General features: G+C 31.7%; 15 protein-coding genes. 5 read left to right on the top strand and 10 right to left on the bottom strand.

Translation table 11 applies throughout. The annotated features are described in order from the left end of the window. Positions 1-157 precede the first annotated feature (157 nt). The gene (locus AC27L2_RS13145; protein WP_487212222.1) at positions 158-1015 is read left to right on the top strand and encodes a deoxyribonuclease IV; all 858 of its coding nucleotides are present in this window, start codon (positions 158-160) and stop codon (positions 1013-1015) included. A 13-nt stretch (positions 1016-1028) separates the two neighbouring features. Here AC27L2_RS13145 and AC27L2_RS13140 read toward each other — a convergent pair whose 3' ends face one another. The 9 genes from AC27L2_RS13140 to pta form a co-directional block, all read right to left on the bottom strand. Continuing rightward, on the bottom strand, positions 1029-1907 hold the full coding sequence (locus AC27L2_RS13140) for an N-acetylmuramoyl-L-alanine amidase-like domain-containing protein (protein ID WP_487212221.1): 879 nt from the start codon (positions 1905-1907) through the stop codon (positions 1029-1031). Between the two features lie 18 nt (positions 1908-1925). Next, positions 1926-3368 carry a replicative DNA helicase gene (gene dnaB / locus AC27L2_RS13135; protein ID WP_487212220.1) on the bottom strand — a complete coding sequence of 481 codons (1443 nt, stop codon included), beginning with the start codon at positions 3366-3368 and terminating at the stop codon, positions 1926-1928. A 1-nt stretch (position 3369) separates the two neighbouring features. Then, positions 3370-4125 carry a uracil-DNA glycosylase gene (locus AC27L2_RS13130; RefSeq protein WP_487212219.1) on the bottom strand — a complete coding sequence of 252 codons (756 nt, stop codon included), beginning with the start codon at positions 4123-4125 and terminating at the stop codon, positions 3370-3372. Positions 4126-4273: 148 nt separating this feature from the next. Further along, positions 4274-4561, bottom strand: coding sequence for a DNA-directed RNA polymerase subunit omega (gene rpoZ, locus AC27L2_RS13125; protein ID WP_487212218.1), 288 nt, complete (start codon positions 4559-4561; stop codon positions 4274-4276). A 9-nt stretch (positions 4562-4570) separates the two neighbouring features. Continuing rightward, positions 4571-5131 (bottom strand): guanylate kinase, encoded by a 561-nt coding sequence (gene gmk, locus AC27L2_RS13120; protein ID WP_487212217.1) that lies wholly within the window; start codon positions 5129-5131, stop codon positions 4571-4573. Positions 5132-5134: 3 nt separating this feature from the next. Beyond that, positions 5135-6010 carry a YicC/YloC family endoribonuclease gene (locus AC27L2_RS13115; RefSeq protein WP_487212216.1) on the bottom strand — a complete coding sequence of 292 codons (876 nt, stop codon included), beginning with the start codon at positions 6008-6010 and terminating at the stop codon, positions 5135-5137. Positions 6011-6099: 89 nt separating this feature from the next. After that, positions 6100-8268: a BamA/OMP85 family outer membrane protein gene (locus tag AC27L2_RS13110; protein WP_487212215.1), complete on the bottom strand. Its 2169-nt coding sequence runs from the start codon at positions 8266-8268 to the stop codon at positions 6100-6102. Then, on the bottom strand, positions 8240-8758 hold the full coding sequence (locus AC27L2_RS13105) for a L,D-transpeptidase family protein (RefSeq protein ID WP_487212214.1): 519 nt from the start codon (positions 8756-8758) through the stop codon (positions 8240-8242). The genes AC27L2_RS13110 and AC27L2_RS13105 overlap by 29 nt, the downstream gene beginning before the upstream one ends. Positions 8759-8985: 227 nt before the next feature. Continuing rightward, complete coding sequence (gene pta, locus AC27L2_RS13100) at positions 8986-11238, bottom strand: phosphate acetyltransferase (protein WP_487212213.1); 2253 nt, start codon at positions 11236-11238, stop codon at positions 8986-8988. A gap of 252 nt (positions 11239-11490) precedes the next feature. Here pta and AC27L2_RS13095 point away from each other — a divergent pair, with 252 nt between their 5' ends. Genes AC27L2_RS13095 through AC27L2_RS13080 form a run of 4 tightly spaced genes read left to right on the top strand, consistent with a single transcriptional unit; the run spans position 11491 to position 15534 of the window. After that, entirely contained in the window at positions 11491-12579 is a 1089-nt protein-coding gene (locus tag AC27L2_RS13095; RefSeq protein ID WP_487212212.1) for an adenosine deaminase, read from the top strand. Positions 12580-12584: 5 nt separating this feature from the next. After that, positions 12585-12923, top strand: coding sequence for a hypothetical protein (locus tag AC27L2_RS13090; protein ID WP_487212211.1), 339 nt, complete (start codon positions 12585-12587; stop codon positions 12921-12923). 3 nt (positions 12924-12926) lie between these two features. Next, complete coding sequence (hutU, locus tag AC27L2_RS13085; RefSeq protein ID WP_487212210.1) at positions 12927-14579, top strand: urocanate hydratase; 1653 nt, start codon at positions 12927-12929, stop codon at positions 14577-14579. A gap of 10 nt (positions 14580-14589) precedes the next feature. After that, complete coding sequence (locus AC27L2_RS13080) at positions 14590-15534, top strand: NAD(P)-dependent oxidoreductase (RefSeq protein ID WP_487212209.1); 945 nt, start codon at positions 14590-14592, stop codon at positions 15532-15534. 107 nt (positions 15535-15641) lie between these two features. Here AC27L2_RS13080 and AC27L2_RS13795 read toward each other — a convergent pair whose 3' ends face one another. Further along, positions 15642-15746, bottom strand: coding sequence for a T9SS type A sorting domain-containing protein (locus tag AC27L2_RS13795; RefSeq protein WP_488657393.1), 105 nt, complete (start codon positions 15744-15746; stop codon positions 15642-15644). Between the last annotated feature and the right edge of the window lie 9 nt (positions 15747-15755).

Here is a 15755-nt window from a genome sequence, read left to right as displayed (position 1 = left end):
TTTCATGTTGAGTCCTGTTTTTTATTTGAGAATTATTAATGAATAATTAAATCTTATAACTAAACAAAATTAATTATTATCATGTTCACATAGTATTAAATATTTTTTAGTTATTTACTAACTTTCAATGTAATAATAAAGAAAGCAGGTATAAATTATGAAACATTTAATTGGAGCTCACACTTTTTTAACTAACGGGCCATCATCTGCAATTGATACTGCTGAAAATCTTGGTTTTACAGCTATTCAAATATTTACAAAAAACAACAATCAGTATTTTGCCAAAGACTTAACAGAAGAAGAAATAAATTCTTTCAAAGAAAAACTTAAAAATTCACATATAAAATTTGTTGTTTCACACGATTCCTATCTAATTAATCTTTGTTCTAAAGATCCACAGGGATTAACAAAATCCCGAGCTGCATTTATTAAAGAACTCGAAAGATGTGAACAACTTGGAATACCTCACTTAAATTTTCATCCTGGCGCTCATGGAGGAATGGGCGAAGAAGATGGATTAAAATTGATTGCAGAATCTCTAAACTATATTCATGAAAAAACAAAAGGATTCAAAGTTAAAAGCATGCTTGAAACAACTGCAGGACAGGGCACGGCACTTGGTTATACTTTTGAACAGTTAAGAAAAATTATTGACATGGTTGATGATAAAGATAGAATGAGTGTCTGCATAGACACCTGCCATATTTTTGCAGCAGGTTATAACATTAAAGACCCAAAAGAATACAAAAAAGTTATAAAAGAATTTGATGACATTATTGGCCTTGAACGATTGCAATGCATTCATATGAATGATAGTAAAAAGGAATTAGGTTCGAAAATTGACAGACATGAACATATTGGAAAAGGTTTTATCGGTTTGGATGGTTTTGCAAATATCATGAATGACAAAAAATTAGAAAGAGTACCAAAAATTTTAGAAACACCTAAAGAAAAAGACCAGAAAGAAGACCTTGAAAATATTAAAGTGTTGTTGAGTTTAATCAAAAGTAAATAATCAGAGTAAAAATTTATTCATTCAATCTTAAAACCATAATTCCAGTTTGCCTTGGATTTGACTTTATGTAATCTGCAAGAGGTTTTTCAGTTATTTGAACTTTATAACCCACATTAGGTGCATGAAGCAGATGAATTCTTCCATCGTTTTCTCTTACTGCAATTCCTGTATGAGAAATATCTAAACCTTCTATATTGGTTGTAATTCCAATTATATCTCCATCTTTAATTTTTTTTTCTATTCTTTCAATATTTTTTTGAGGAATAAAATAATATTTTCGTTTCGATATACTTTTTTCAATGCGTTTTATTTCTTGTATAAACTTTTCATTATTTTTCAACATAGGATAAGAATTCAAATGAGTGCTCATAAAATTAATTCTTTTTTTATAAGGTATGCCGCCAAGTTCTTTGGTAATATCTTTCCCAATTTTTCTTTTATTCATATCATAAATCCAATCAGAAAAGTAATGAAGACGCGAAGTGTAATCTTTTAATTTGCCATCTCGATAACGAATATTTTCCAGCTCTTTAGTATAATCTTCAAATGTAGTTAATCCTTTTTTAATGCATCGTGCAAAAACAATGGAGCTCTCCAGAAATGTATAGCAATCAAGACCAGTTAAATTTATTACGAGTTCCTCTTTATCTGTTTTGTCCAATGTATGAGCTTCATAATCAGTTCCAATAAAACTTTTTGCAATATTTAATAAAACTTCATTAACAGGAAGAGATGATAAATTTTTCTGAACAGCAATTTGAAATTTCGAATTACATATTTCTACATCTTTTTGAGTATAAATTTGAGAATGAATAATTGTTGGTATGAAAAATAATCCAGAAAGAAGAATTAATACAAAAAATAAATTTATTCTAAAATTTTTATACTTCATTGAATATCTTTTCTTAAATTAGAATGGAGGTTCTTCAATTGTTTTGATACCTTCTTCTCCTGCAGGTAGCTGCTGACGGTACCTATCAAGATTTTCAAATCGTGCATATTCTTTAATGAATTTTAATTTTACTTCTCCGATGGGACCATTTCTTTGTTTGCCAATTATTACTTCTGCAATACCTTCAGTTGATTCGCCAGCCATATCTCCACTTGGGAAATTAGTAATTCCATAAACTTCTGGACGATACAAGAAAAGAACAACATCTGCATCTTGTTCAATTGAACCTGATTCACGCAAATCTGAAAGCATTGGTTTTTTATCTGAACGCTGTTCCACAGCTCGATTCAACTGAGAAAGAGCAATTACAGGAATATTTAATTCTTTTGCAAGACTTTTAAGAGACCTCGAAATTGTAGAAATTTCTCTTTCACGGCTTTCCATTGCTGTTGAAGGATTTATCAGCTGTAAATAATCAACAATAATCATCCCAATATTTTTTTCATTTTTTAATCTTCTTGCTTTTGCGCGCAGTTCAAGAATTGATATTGCTGGTGTATCATCAATATAAATTGGTGCTTTGCTAAGTTTATAAACAGTGCGGCTTATTTTAGCTCCATCTTCTGCGCGGAATTTCCCTGTTCTAACATTGTGTGCATTAATCTTAGCTTCTGCAGAGATTAATCTTGTTGCAAGTTGAATTGTGGACATTTCGAGAGAGAAAATGCCAATCGGAATATTATGGTCAATTGCAGCATTTCGTGCTGCAGACATTGCAAATGCTGTTTTCCCCATGGAAGGTCTAGCAGCTACTATAATTAAATCTGATTTTTGGAATCCACCTAAAAGTTCATCCAATTCATAAAATCCTGATGGGACAGAAAATGTAGAAATATTTTTCGAATGGATTGCTTCAATTAATTCAAGAGCTTCTTTTACTGCTTTTTCCATCGGCTTGAAGGATTCTTTAATTCCTTCTTCAGATATCTGGAATATTTTTGCTTCAGCTTCATCGAGTATATCAAAAACATCTTCTCTTCCTTCATAAGCAAGATTAGCAATTTCAACAGAAGAAGTTATGAGTTGTCTTAGTATCCATTTTTCCAGCACAATTCTGGAATGATATTCAACATTTGCAGCGGAAGAAATATCCTGTGCAAGTTTACCGATGTATGCTGCACCGCCAGCATCTTCTGCTTTTCCAGATTTTTTTAATTCTTCATAAACAGAAACTGTATCGATTGGTTCATCGGCTTCGTATAATGTAGTAATTGCTTCAAAAATTATTCTGTTCTTTTTATCATAAAATGCTTCAGGTTTCAAAATCTCAATTGCTTTTGGAACTGCACTTGCTTCTATCAGCATAGCACCTAAAACTGCTTTTTCAACATCTACAGCTTTAGGTGGTTCTTTAACAGCTGTTCTTAATTTTTCAATATCTAAATTTTCTTTCTTAGCCATATTAATTTTTTAGTAATTCATCATATAATTTTTTGAATTTTTTTACATCTTCCCAGCAGCCTCTTTTCCATTGAGGATTTCTTAACAATGCCGCCGGATGATATGTTACAAGAACTTTTATTCCATTAAATTCATAAATATTTTCACGAAGTGAAGATAAGGATAATTTTTTATTTAGTAATCCATTTGCTGCAATTCTTCCAAGGCATAAAATTATTTTTGGCTTAATCAAATCGATTTGTTTATGCAAATATGGTATACAAGTTTCCATTTCCGAGGGTAAAGGGTCACGATTTCCTGGTGGTCTGCATTTCAAAATATTAGCAATATAAACATCATTTCTTGAAAGGTTAATTGCTTTCAAAATATCATTCAACAGTTTACCGGCTCTTCCAACAAAAGGTTCGCCTTGAAGGTCTTCGTCGGCTCCGGGAGCTTCACCAATCAACATTGCATGAGCTTTTGGATTTCCAACACCAAAAACAAATTTTGTTCTTGTTTTTCCGAGCGGACATTTCTGGCATTGATTTATCATCGAATCAAGTTCTTCCAGATTTTCAGCATTCATAAAATTTTCCTGAAAAAGATTTCCATTCAAATTAATCTCTACTTTCTCTGATACTTTTAAATTATCAATCTGTTCAACAGAAAGATTTTCATAGGAAATATTTTTAAGAGAATCGAATAAATAATCTCCAAATATTTCCTGTTGCAGCTTTAATGACTCAACAATTCTTTTTCTGATTTCGCTATCCAAAGTAGTCATCTAAAAATTTTGAAATGCACAAAATGAATTTAAGAAAATTCGAGAATTGAATGGACAAGAAAAAATAAATTTTAAAAAAAATCAGCTTTTTAGATTAGCATTAAAAACTAACTGCCATCTCTAAAAAGCTGATTTAAAATTATGACTTATAGCGATATTCTAAGCCGTTTTCAATTAATTCATTAATTGCTTTGATGTGCGGCTTTTCTCTCTTTTCAAATTCGAGTGATAATTTTAATTGTTCTGGATTTTCTTTATCCTCGAATTCATCATCTTCGCTTGTAACAACTGAGCTCAGGAGTGTATTAAATTCAAGTTTATACTCATCATTAATTTTACGAGCTCTTCTTGAAGCAACAACAACTGCCTCATATAAATTAGGGATTCTCTCTTTAATCTTACGCAAATCAATTGGTTTTAATGCCATATTATCCTCCTATGATATTTCTTTTTCTATTATCTTTTTTACTTTCTCTTTAGCTTCTTCAAGATTTATGTTTTCGACAACATAATCAAATTTATCTTTATAACTTAATTCCATATCTGCTCTTTCAAGTCTCTTTCTTAAATCTTCATCAGTCTCTGTATTTCTTTTTCTTAATCTTTCTTTTAATTCTTCTATACTTGGTGGAACAATAAATATTAAAACGGCATCAGGATAAACTTTTTTAATGTTGAGAGCACCTTTAACATCTACTTCAAAAATTGTTGTATAACCATTGCTAAGATTTTCATCGATAGTTTTTTTTAATGTTCCGTAATAATAATCATAAAACTTTTCCCACTCAACAAATTCATTATTTTCAATTTTTTGTTTAAACTCATTTTCTGATATAAAATAATAATCAACTCCATCAATTTCGCCTGGTCTTTTTTTTCTTGTTGTTGCAGAAACAGAAAATTTAAATTCAGGAAAACTTTTAAGTATATCTTTAACGATTGTAGTTTTTCCTGCACCACTTGGAGCTGAGAATACAAATAATTTTGGTTTTGCCACTTTTTACTCAATATTTTGAATTTGTTCACGGATTTTTTCAATTTCTTCTTTTATCAAAATTCCAGCATGCGAAATTTCTGATGAAATCGCTTTGCTGTTAATTGTATTTGCTTCTCGATTCATTTCCTGCAATATAAAATTTAATTTCCTCCCTGCATCATCAGAATTTTCAATTGTATCTAAAAATAATTTTATGTGACTTCTCAAACGAACACATTCTTCTGTTACATCATATCGTTCTGAAAGTAATGCAAGTTCAGTAATCAATCTCTGTTCATTATCAATAAAACTCGATACCAACTGTTTGGCTTTTTCTTTAAAGTTCTCAAAATAAGTTTGCAAATTTTCTTCTTTAATTTTTTCAATGCGTTGAACCGCATTTTCTATAATTTCAATTCTTTTTCTGATATCTTTCTCAAGTTCACTGCCTTCTGCATTTCTCATTTTGTTCATTTCAGCAATTGCAGAATCGATTACTTGATAAAGCAATTCCATTTCCTCATTAAATTCATCCGGCTCGCCTTTCAAAAAAAGATGCTGGAATTGAATCAAATCAGTAAATTTTATTTTATCTTTAAGTCCTGCAGCTCTTCTAATGTCTTTCAACATTTTCAAGGTTGATTTAACTGCTGCAGGGTCAAAGATGTAAATGTCATTTTCAATGTTATTTTTTTTGAAATTTATACTTAGAAAAACTTTTCCTCTTTTTATTTGTGACTTGACTCTCTCTCTAATTTCAAATTCCTTATCATACAAAAACTTTGGCAAGCGTAAGGAAAGTTCAAGAAATCTGCTGTTTAGACTTTTAACCTCAGCTTCAATTATCAAATCATCTTTTTGAGCCGAAGCCTTTCCATAGCCTGTCATGCTTGAAATCATCAAGAAACTCCTAAAAAGTAGCTACAAAATTACTCAAAATTATATTTATCAACAAAGTTGAAAAGACATTTCGAAATTTTTAATAATTATTAGAAAGCTTCGCCTATACCGATATGAAATTGAAGCAAATCTTTTAAGAATTTTTTTGACGATATACTTTTTTTATTTGTTGGGTCATATAATTTTATTCCAAAATCAAGGCGAATTGGAGCAAAATCAGAGTAATATCTTAAACCAAAACCTCCTGCAACTGCAATCTCATTAATTTTTGCATTTTTATAATCATTCCAAGTATTTCCGTAATCAATAAAAATTACTGAGCCAATTTTTCCAAATAAACGATTTCTAGTTTCAATTGAACCTTCAAGCAAAAAGAATCCGCCTGTAGGGGCTCCTTTTTCAAGAATTGCTTCCAAATCTTCGAGTGAAATTTGATTAATATTTTCGATTGGGAGCAATTCCTGCTTTGGAACCAATTGTCTTGTGTTCCATCCTCTGACTGAATTGCTGCCACCGGCATAAAATCTTTGATTCAATGGTATGTTCGATTTATCACCTCGTAATGTAAAAATTTGTCCAATCTTAAATTTTGAGCCTAAAGAATTTTCAGAAGATTTATAAACAGGCAAATAAGCAGTTGTTGTGAAAAGAGCTTTGACATATAATGGTCTTGAAAATTCAGAATGAATTAATCTTGTAAATAGATAAGGGATTGAATTAGCTTCCTCTAATAAAAAATTCAATGAATATCCTCTTGTAGGAAAGAAAATGTCGTTAGTCTTATTTGCTCCTAATAAAATCCCAAGAATTGCATTTGTGCTTGCTGTTGGAAGTTCTCCACCAAGAACATTATAGACCAGATTTTTTGAAATTGAATCTGCAGCATCAGGAGAATAATTGTAACGCTGATAATAACGGGTAAGCAGACTAATCAAATATTTATCTTTATAAGTATATTCTGCTCTTTCAACCGTAATATATGTGTTAAATGAATTCAGATAAGTATGAGCCGGAAGTTCGAAATCAAAGCCAAGTCGTGCGCCATACAACAATGAATTGTATTCAAGTTTTCTTTTTTGTGCTGTGATGTATGATTCTATTTTTGTACTTATTTGTTTACCGAATAAAAACGGCTGTTCAATACTAATTCTTGCATCACCATAACCAAAAATTGTTGAATCAGCAAAAGAAGGATGTCGAATAAATTCAGAAACATTTTGAGCTGCTGCAGATGAATTTATTCTGAATTTTCTTGCATCACCAAGAAAATTTTTTTTAGTAAATCCTATTCCCAAACCAAGATTAAAAGTGTTATCCTCATTGTTAATAATTAATTCTGGTGATAATTCATGTAGCATTCCAATATCTGCACTAATAATTAAAGGAACTGTATTTCCCAAAGTATCCGAAATGATACTGTTAATTACAGAGGAAGTGAACAAATCTGTTCTGTATAATCTAATTTGTCCTCTTTGTATATCATAATTACTGTAATATTGTCCGGGTTTTATTCCAACAATTTCTTTTAGCAAATCATCTCCAACAAAATCTTTACCGCTTCCAGTTTTGGATGTATAAATTTCTCTTATAACATATCTTTTGCCTGGATTAAAATTAATTTGCACATCAACAATATTTTTCATTGTATCAACAACAATTTCGGGAATATCATTAACAGCAAGCATATATCCATTATCCCGCAAATAATTAATTACCACATTTTTATAATCTTCCACTAATTGATCTTTGTAAATTTTATTTGTATCGATTTTAGTTCTGTTATAAATATTTTCTTGAAATTCTTGTGGAATTGAATTTAAGCCGTTCAATTTTAGTGAATGAAATTTTGCAGGTTCACCTTCATCAATTGTAAAAATTAAGACTGCAGATTTTTTATCGTCAGATATAATGTAATTCGATTTAATCTTTACTTTGAAAAATCCATTTGACAAATAAAACTGTTTCAGTGCAGAAATATCAGACGGAACGATGAGTGAATCAAAATATGAAGGTTTATCGCCAAGACTTGTGAATTTATGCAAGAACTGCGAAATCCAGTTCGGTGATTCTTTAGACAAAATAACGGCTGATAATTCAGATTTAGAGAATGAATTGTTCCCAATAAATTCTATTTTCTTTAGCTCAATGTTATTTCCATTTTGAGCAAAAATGTTTATAGCAAAAATTAGAAGAAATATTTTTGTTAATAAAATTTTCAAATTACTTTTTTCAATAAGTGATTTTAACTGGTGTACCAATTTTTACAACCGAATATAATTCATCAATATTTTTATTGCTTACAGCTATTGAGCCGTTTGTCCAATTAAATGTAAAAGGAAGATTTCTAAAAATAAAATCATATTCACCAATGCCATGAATCCCAATATTCGAACCAAGTTTTGTATCTGCCGGAGGACAATCATTTCTTTTTAATGCTTCTAAAATTCTAACACATTCATCTTGAGAAATATAACCTTGTTTCAGAGCTTCTGCTGCATCTTTCTCGTTTGGATAATTTAGTTTTAAGAACTTATGATATTTTGAGTGAACATCAATATCACAAATATGATATTCTCCTATTGGAGTTACAAAATCATTTGCAGAAGTTTTGACTATGCTGTTATTTTTCCCAAAAACTGCTTTATATGTTTTAACAAGAATTTTATCAGAATAAAGTTCCAGTTTAAAATTTCTTCTGTCAATTCTTATCCATGCATTTTCAAATTTATTAATGCCTTTTATTTTCATTGCATCTCTTAAGTCAATCTCTCTCGAATTAAGAAGTATGCCGTAACACAATAATCCAATAAAAAAAATTATTATGCTTGAACTTATGTATAAAATATTCTTAAGCACTTTTTGTTAATGAATTTTGTGAGTGCTGTTGATTTATATTTATTTGCTGATTATTGAATAATAAATTAAGAGCGAATCAAGTGATTCGCTCCTTGAATTATAAAGTAAGTATAAAATTATTACTTAGCATTTTCTGCTTCAACTACAGCGATTGCAGAAATATTGATAATGTCTCTTACAGTATCCCCTTTTTGAATTACATGAACAGGCTTTTTCATTCCAACCAGAATTGGACCAATTACAATTGCATCTGTTAATCTTTGCAATAATTTATAAGCAATATTACCAGCATCAAGATTTGGGAATATTAAAACATTAGCACCGCCTTTAAGATTAGAAAATGGAAATTCATTTTCAATTTTTTCTGGAACAACTGCTGTATCAGCCTGCATTTCACCGTCAATAATTAGATCGGGTCTTTTTTCTTTAACTATCTTTACAGCTTGTGCAACTTTTTGCGATTGTGGATATGGTGCACTTCCAAAATTGCTGAATGAAAGCATAGCAATCTTTGGAACTATATCGAACATCTTAACAGTTTCTGCAGTATTAATTGCAATTTCTGCAAGTTGTTCTGCTGTTGGGTCAACATTAACAGTTGTATCTGCGAAGAAAAATATTCTTCTTTTAATAATTACGATATACATTCCAGAGACAATTTTAACTCCTTCTTTAACGCCAATACATTGAAGAGCAGGACGAATTGTTTGAGGATAATGAGATGTTAATCCACTAAGTAAAGCATCAGCATCGCCAAGCTCAAGCATCATGGAACCAAAGTAATTAGGTATTTTCATCATATTCACTGCATCTCGTTTGGTTATTCCTTTTCTTTGACGCTTTTTATAAAATTCTTCTGCATAAATTTCTGCTTTAGGAGATTTTTCCGGGTCAATTACTTCAAAAATTTTTTCATCATAACCTAATTCTTTGATTTTATTTTTTATAACATCTTCTTTTCCTAAGAGAATTGGTAAACCAATATTTTCATCATAAACAGAAAATGCAGCATGAATAATTTTTTCTTCTTCGCCTTCGGGATAAACAATTCTCTTTGGATTTTTACGAGCTTTATGAACCATTACTCTAACAATTTCGGTTGAGAATCCCATTCTTTCCTGAAGCTGTTCAATGTAAGCATTCATATCTTCAATAGGCTTGCGTGCAACTCCAGTATCCATTGCTGCTTGAGCAACTGCAGGAGCTACATACCATAAAACTCTTGGGTCAAATGGTTTTGGGATAATATATTCTGGACCAAAAGAAAATTCTTTACCACCATAAGCATTGATTACTACTTCAGGAACTTTTTCTTTTGCAAGTCGAGCAAGTGCCATAGTAGCAGCCATTTTCATTTCTTGATTAATTTTTCTTGCACGAACATCAAGTGCCCCGCGAAATATAAATGGAAATCCAAGAACATTATTTACTTGATTTGGATAATCACTTCTACCAGTTGCCATTATAACATCTTTTCTTGCATCAATTGCATCATCGTAGCTAATCTCTGGGTCTGGATTTGCCATTGCAAACACAATAGGATTTTTTGCCATCGATTTTACCATTTCTTTGGAAACAATATTTCCTTTTGATAAACCGATAAATACATCTGCGCCTTTCATTGCATCTGCTAAATCTTTATAAACTTCATCCTGAGCAAATTGAGCTTTATATTTATTTAAATCTGTTCTCTTTTTGTTAATGTGTCCTTTAGTATCGAACATAGAAATATTTTCTACTTTAACACCTGCAGCAATATACATATTGCAGCAAGCTATTGCAGATGCACCCGCACCGGATACAACTATTCTTAATTCAGATAATTTTTTGCCAGCAATTTCAGCTGCATTAATTAAAGCAGCACATGAAATTATTGCTGTACCATGTTGGTCATCATGAAATACTGGAATGTTCATTGTTCTGATTAATTCTTCCTCAATCTCAAAGCATTCAGGAGCCTTAATATCTTCAAGATTAATTCCACCAAAAGTTGGTTCAAGTAATTGAACAGCTCTGATAACTTCTTTCGGGTCATGCGTATTCAATTCAATATCAAATACATCAATATCAGCAAATCTTTTGAACAAAACTCCTTTTCCTTCCATAACTGGTTTGCCTGCATGTGGACCAATATCTCCCAAACCCAAAACAGCAGTTCCATTTGAAACAACTGCAACAAGATTCCCTTTTGCAGTATACTTGTAAACATCTTCTTCATTCTTTTCAATTTCTCTACACGGCTCTGCTACTCCAGGTGTGTAGGCTAATGACAATTCACGAGCAGTATAACACGGCTTGGTCGGTATAACTTCAATTTTGCCTTTTCGACCTTCGCTATGATACCTGAGTGCTTCTTCTTTAGTGATAGACATAGAAAAACTTCCTTGAATTAATTTTTAAATAATAATTCAATGTTCCATTGGTTCTAAAATATGTATTAACTTTCAAATAAAAAAAGTTTTTGTATTAAGGAATTAGTAATCTTCAGGAATAATTCTTAAAGAAAATTTTTTATTAAAGAATAATTTTAATTGATTAATCCATATTCTTAATCAGTGATTATTATGTTATAAATTGATTTTAGAACATCAAAAGAATATTTTTGAAACTAAAAGGAAATAAAAATGAAAACTGAAGAAATTATTCGAAGTGTTCCAAAAGTATTGCTTCATGACCATTTAGATGGTGGCCTCCGCCCTCAAACCGTAATCGAGTTAGCTAAAGATATCAAGTATAATAAATTACCAACTACAGACCCTGAAGAACTACGAGAATGGTTTCATCGAGGTGCAAACAAAGGAAATCTTGTAGAATATCTTCAAGGTTTTGAGCATACATGTGCTGTAATGCAAACAAAAGAAGCCCTCTTTCGTGTTGCATACGAAATGATGGAAGATATGAAAAATGACGGCGTATGCTATGTGGAAACTCGCTTTGCTCCAGTCTTCCACACTCAAAAAGGATTATATTATGAAGACATTATTAATGCAGTTCTTGAAGGTCTTGAAAAAGGCAAGCAAGATTTTGGAGTTGGTTATGGATTAATTTTATGTGGCATGAGAAATATGAAAAACACTCTTGAAATTGCAGAACTTGCTGTTAACTTTCGCAGACATGGAGTTGTAGGTTTTGACTTAGCTGGAGAAGAAGGCGGATATCCTCCCAAAAAACATCTTGAAGCTTTTCAATTTATAAAGCAGAAAAATTTTAACATTACAATTCATGCTGGAGAAGCTTTTGGAAAAGAATCAATCTGGCAGGCAATTCAAATTTGCGGGGCACATAGAATTGGTCATGCAACAAGATTAACCGAAGATATTGTTTTTGATAAAGATGGAAATGTTGTAGCTCTTGGTGAACTTGCTCAATATATACTTGATACCCGTCTTCCTCTCGAAATAAATTTGCTCAGCAATGTTCATACAGGTGCAGTCGATAGACTTGAAAATCATCCTTTCATAAAATTATACAAAGAAAAATTTCGAGTTTTTCTAAATACAGATGACAGATTAATGAGCAACACAACACTTACAAAAGAATATTTAATTGCAAGTGAAATGTTCGGATTGAATCTTGATGACATAGAAAAGCTTAACATTAATGCTATGAAATCTTCATTTATACCATACAAAGAAAGACTTCATTATATTTATAATGTTATCAAACCTGGTTTTCAAAAAATGAGAGAAAAACTTTTATCACTAAAGGCATAAGAATTATGGCAAAACAATTATTTAAGAATTACACATATCACTTCGACAAAAACGAAAAAAAATTGCTGGAAACTTTCTGCAAAACATTATTAAAACAAATGAGTGCTGATGAAAAATTTTATGGAGATATTCGAGCATTTAATTCTATAATTGACAAATTAAATGAATCAACTGATGAAATTAAATTCACGAAAGAAGAAAAAACAAAACTTGTATTTAGATTAAAAGAAAATGTTGAACATATCGAAAGACAATTAAAGAAATCAGGGTTCATCAAAAGATGGCTTTTGAAATCTGTTTACAATCAATATAAAAATTTATTACAAAATCATTTTAACGATTAAAAAATGTCACAAAGAATAATTAAAGCTCCTCGAGGCAGTGCATTAACCTGTAAAGGCTGGATACAGGAAGCTGCCATGAGAATGTTAATGAATAATCTCGACCCCGAGGTTGCCGAAAAACCTGATGATTTAATTGTTTATGGTGGTTCAGGCAAAGCTGCAAGAAACTGGGAAGCTTATGAAGCAATTATTAATTCATTAAAAAATCTTGAATCAGATGAAACACTTTTAATTCAATCAGGAAAACCAGTTGCAGTTTTCAAAACATATTCTGATGCACCACGCGTAATAATTTCTAATGCGATGCTTGTTCCTGCATGGGCAACCTGGGATGAATTTCGAAGACTCGATGCACTCGGCTTAACAATGTATGGACAGATGACTGCTGGAAGCTGGATTTACATTGGCACTCAAGGTATTCTTCAAGGAACTTATGAAACATTTGCAGCCTGTGCTCAAAAACATTTTAATGGAAGTCTTGCCGGCAAATTTTTATTAACAGCAGGATTAGGAGGAATGGGCGGCGCACAACCACTTGCTGCTACGATGAACGGCGCTGCATTCCTTGGTGTTGAAGTTGACCGCTCCCGAATTAAAAAAAGAATTGATACAGGCTACCTTGATATGATGACAGAAAATTTAGATGAAGCATTAAAAATTGTTCTTGAAGCAAAAGAAAATAAAAAGCCAGTTTCAGTAGGTTTGCTTGGAAACGCAGGCGAAGTCCTTCCAAAAATTCTTGAAAAAAATATTACTCCTGATATTGTAACTGACCAAACTTCTGCTCATGATACTTTAAATGGATATGTCCCAATGGGAATGAGTTTCGAAGAGGCACTTGAGCTAAGAAAAACCAATCCCAAAAAATATATTGAACTTGCAAAGAAAACTATTGTAGAACATGTAAAAGCAATTCTTGAATTTCAAGCACGCGGAGCCGTAGCTTTTGATTATGGAAATAATATTCGAGGTGAAGCTAAAGAAAACGGGGTTGAAAATGCTTTTGATATTCCTGGATTTGTTCCGGAATATATTCGACCACTCTTTTGTGACGGCAAAGGTCCTTTCAGATGGGCAGCTTTAAGCGGCGACCCAAACGATATTTATGAAACAGATAAAGCAGTTATTGAAACTTTCCCAGAAAATAAATCACTTGTAAGATGGATTGAACTTGCTCAAAAGAAAGTTCATTTTCAAGGATTGCCTGCAAGAATTTGTTGGCTTGGTTATGGTGAACGAGCAAAAATGGGAAAGATTTTTAATAAACTTGTTGCCGATGGAAAAGTTAAAGCACCAATTGTTATTGGAAGAGACCATCTCGATTGTGGTTCTGTTGCTTCTCCAAATCGTGAAACAGAAGGGATGATTGATGGAAGTGATGCAATAGCAGATTGGCCAATACTTAATGCATTATTGAATGCCATTGGTGGTGCAAGCTGGGTTTCAGTTCATCATGGCGGCGGAGTTGGTATTGGAAAATCTATTCATGCTGGAATGGTTATAGTTGCAGACGGAACGAAAGAAGCAGAAGCCCGCATTGAAAGAGTTTTAAATTATGACCCCGCCATGGGAATTGTTCGTCATGCAGATGCTGGTTACAAACAGGCAATCGATAATGCAAAAAAATTTGGTATTAAAATTCCAATGATAAAATAAAGGGGTGAAAATGAAAGTATTAATTGCCGACAAATTTCCTGAACAATTCATTCAACAGCTTAAAGATAATGGAGCAGAAGTTATTTATAACCCAAAACTTGGAGAAAAAGATTTACCCGAAGCAGCAAAAGATATTGATTGTATAGTTGTAAGGTCAACAATAGTTAATGCTGAGACAATTGAAAAGGGAGAAAAACTGAAATTGATTGTACGAGCAGGTGCTGGTGTTAACAATATTGATATTCAGGCTGCAAACAAAAAAGGTGTTGCAGTTTCAAATTGTCCAGGCAAAAATGCAATAGCAGTAGCAGAACTTACTATTGGATTAATGATTTCACTCGACAGAAGAATTCCACATAATGTAATTGATTTCAAACAAGGCAAATGGAATAAAGGTGAATATTCAAATGCTCAGGGATTGTTTGGAAAAACATTGGCTATTATAGGTTTTGGAAATATTGGGAAAGAAGTTGCAAAACGTGCTCTGGCTTTTGGTATGAATGTTTATGCAAAAGACATAGTAAAAGTTGACTATGATGGTGTTAAAGAATTTTCAAATTTTGAAGATGTATTGCCAATCGCAGATGTAATCTCTGTTCATCTTCCTGCTACACCTGAAACAAAAAATTTATTCAATGAAAAATTGTTTAGCTTAATGAAAAAAGATGCAATCTTTATCAATACATCCCGTGCTGATGTAGTTGATGAAGATGCATTAATCAAAGCAGTAAAAGAAAAAAACTTGAGAGTTGGATTAGATGTATTCAAAGGTGAACCAGAAGAGAAAACTGGAAATGTAACTTCAAAACTTCAGGAATTAGAAAATGTTTATGTAACTCATCACATTGGAGCATCAACAGAACAAGCACAAACTGCTGTAGCTGAAGAAACTGTTAAAATTATATTAAGCTACATGAAAGATGGGACAGTACTTAATTGCGTAAACAAAAATTAATAGTAACTATTTTATATAAATCATTTTTCATTAGTTAATTAAAAACCGCCGTAAGCACAAAGGGAAATTCAAATTCTGATACCTTCGCGCTTAAGGCGGTTAAATTTTTATTTTGTCAAAATCATCTTCTTAACTGCAAAATTATTCCCTGCTTTCAAAGTATAAAAATATACTCCACTTGAAAGATTATATTTGTCTGCCGAAAATTCTATTTCATATTT

Source organism: Rosettibacter sp. KY25 (assembly GCF_057554405.1).
The sequence above is the reverse complement of the archived record's forward strand: the minus strand, read 5'-3'. Positions and strand labels throughout refer to the sequence as shown.

Bases quoted from the DNA above. Each gene is read 5' to 3' on its own strand.
- AC27L2_RS13095 (WP_487212212.1), top strand. From the start codon at position 11,491: ATGAAAACTGAAGAAATTATTCGAAGTGTTCCAAAAGTATTGCTTCAT.
- hutU (WP_487212210.1), top strand. From the start codon at position 12,927: ATGTCACAAAGAATAATTAAAGCTCCTCGAGGCAGTGCATTAACCTGT.
- pta (WP_487212213.1), bottom strand. From the start codon at position 11,238: ATGTCTATCACTAAAGAAGAAGCACTCAGGTATCATAGCGAAGGTCGA.
- AC27L2_RS13105 (WP_487212214.1), bottom strand. From the start codon at position 8,758: ATGAAAATAAAAGGCATTAATAAATTTGAAAATGCATGGATAAGAATT.
- AC27L2_RS13080 (WP_487212209.1), top strand. From the start codon at position 14,590: ATGAAAGTATTAATTGCCGACAAATTTCCTGAACAATTCATTCAACAG.
- AC27L2_RS13140 (WP_487212221.1), bottom strand. From the start codon at position 1,907: ATGAAGTATAAAAATTTTAGAATAAATTTATTTTTTGTATTAATTCTT.
- AC27L2_RS13115 (WP_487212216.1), bottom strand. From the start codon at position 6,010: ATGATTTCAAGCATGACAGGCTATGGAAAGGCTTCGGCTCAAAAAGAT.
- AC27L2_RS13090 (WP_487212211.1), top strand. From the start codon at position 12,585: ATGGCAAAACAATTATTTAAGAATTACACATATCACTTCGACAAAAAC.
- AC27L2_RS13145 (WP_487212222.1), top strand. From the start codon at position 158: ATGAAACATTTAATTGGAGCTCACACTTTTTTAACTAACGGGCCATCA.
- dnaB (WP_487212220.1), bottom strand. From the start codon at position 3,368: ATGGCTAAGAAAGAAAATTTAGATATTGAAAAATTAAGAACAGCTGTT.
- rpoZ (WP_487212218.1), bottom strand. From the start codon at position 4,561: ATGGCATTAAAACCAATTGATTTGCGTAAGATTAAAGAGAGAATCCCT.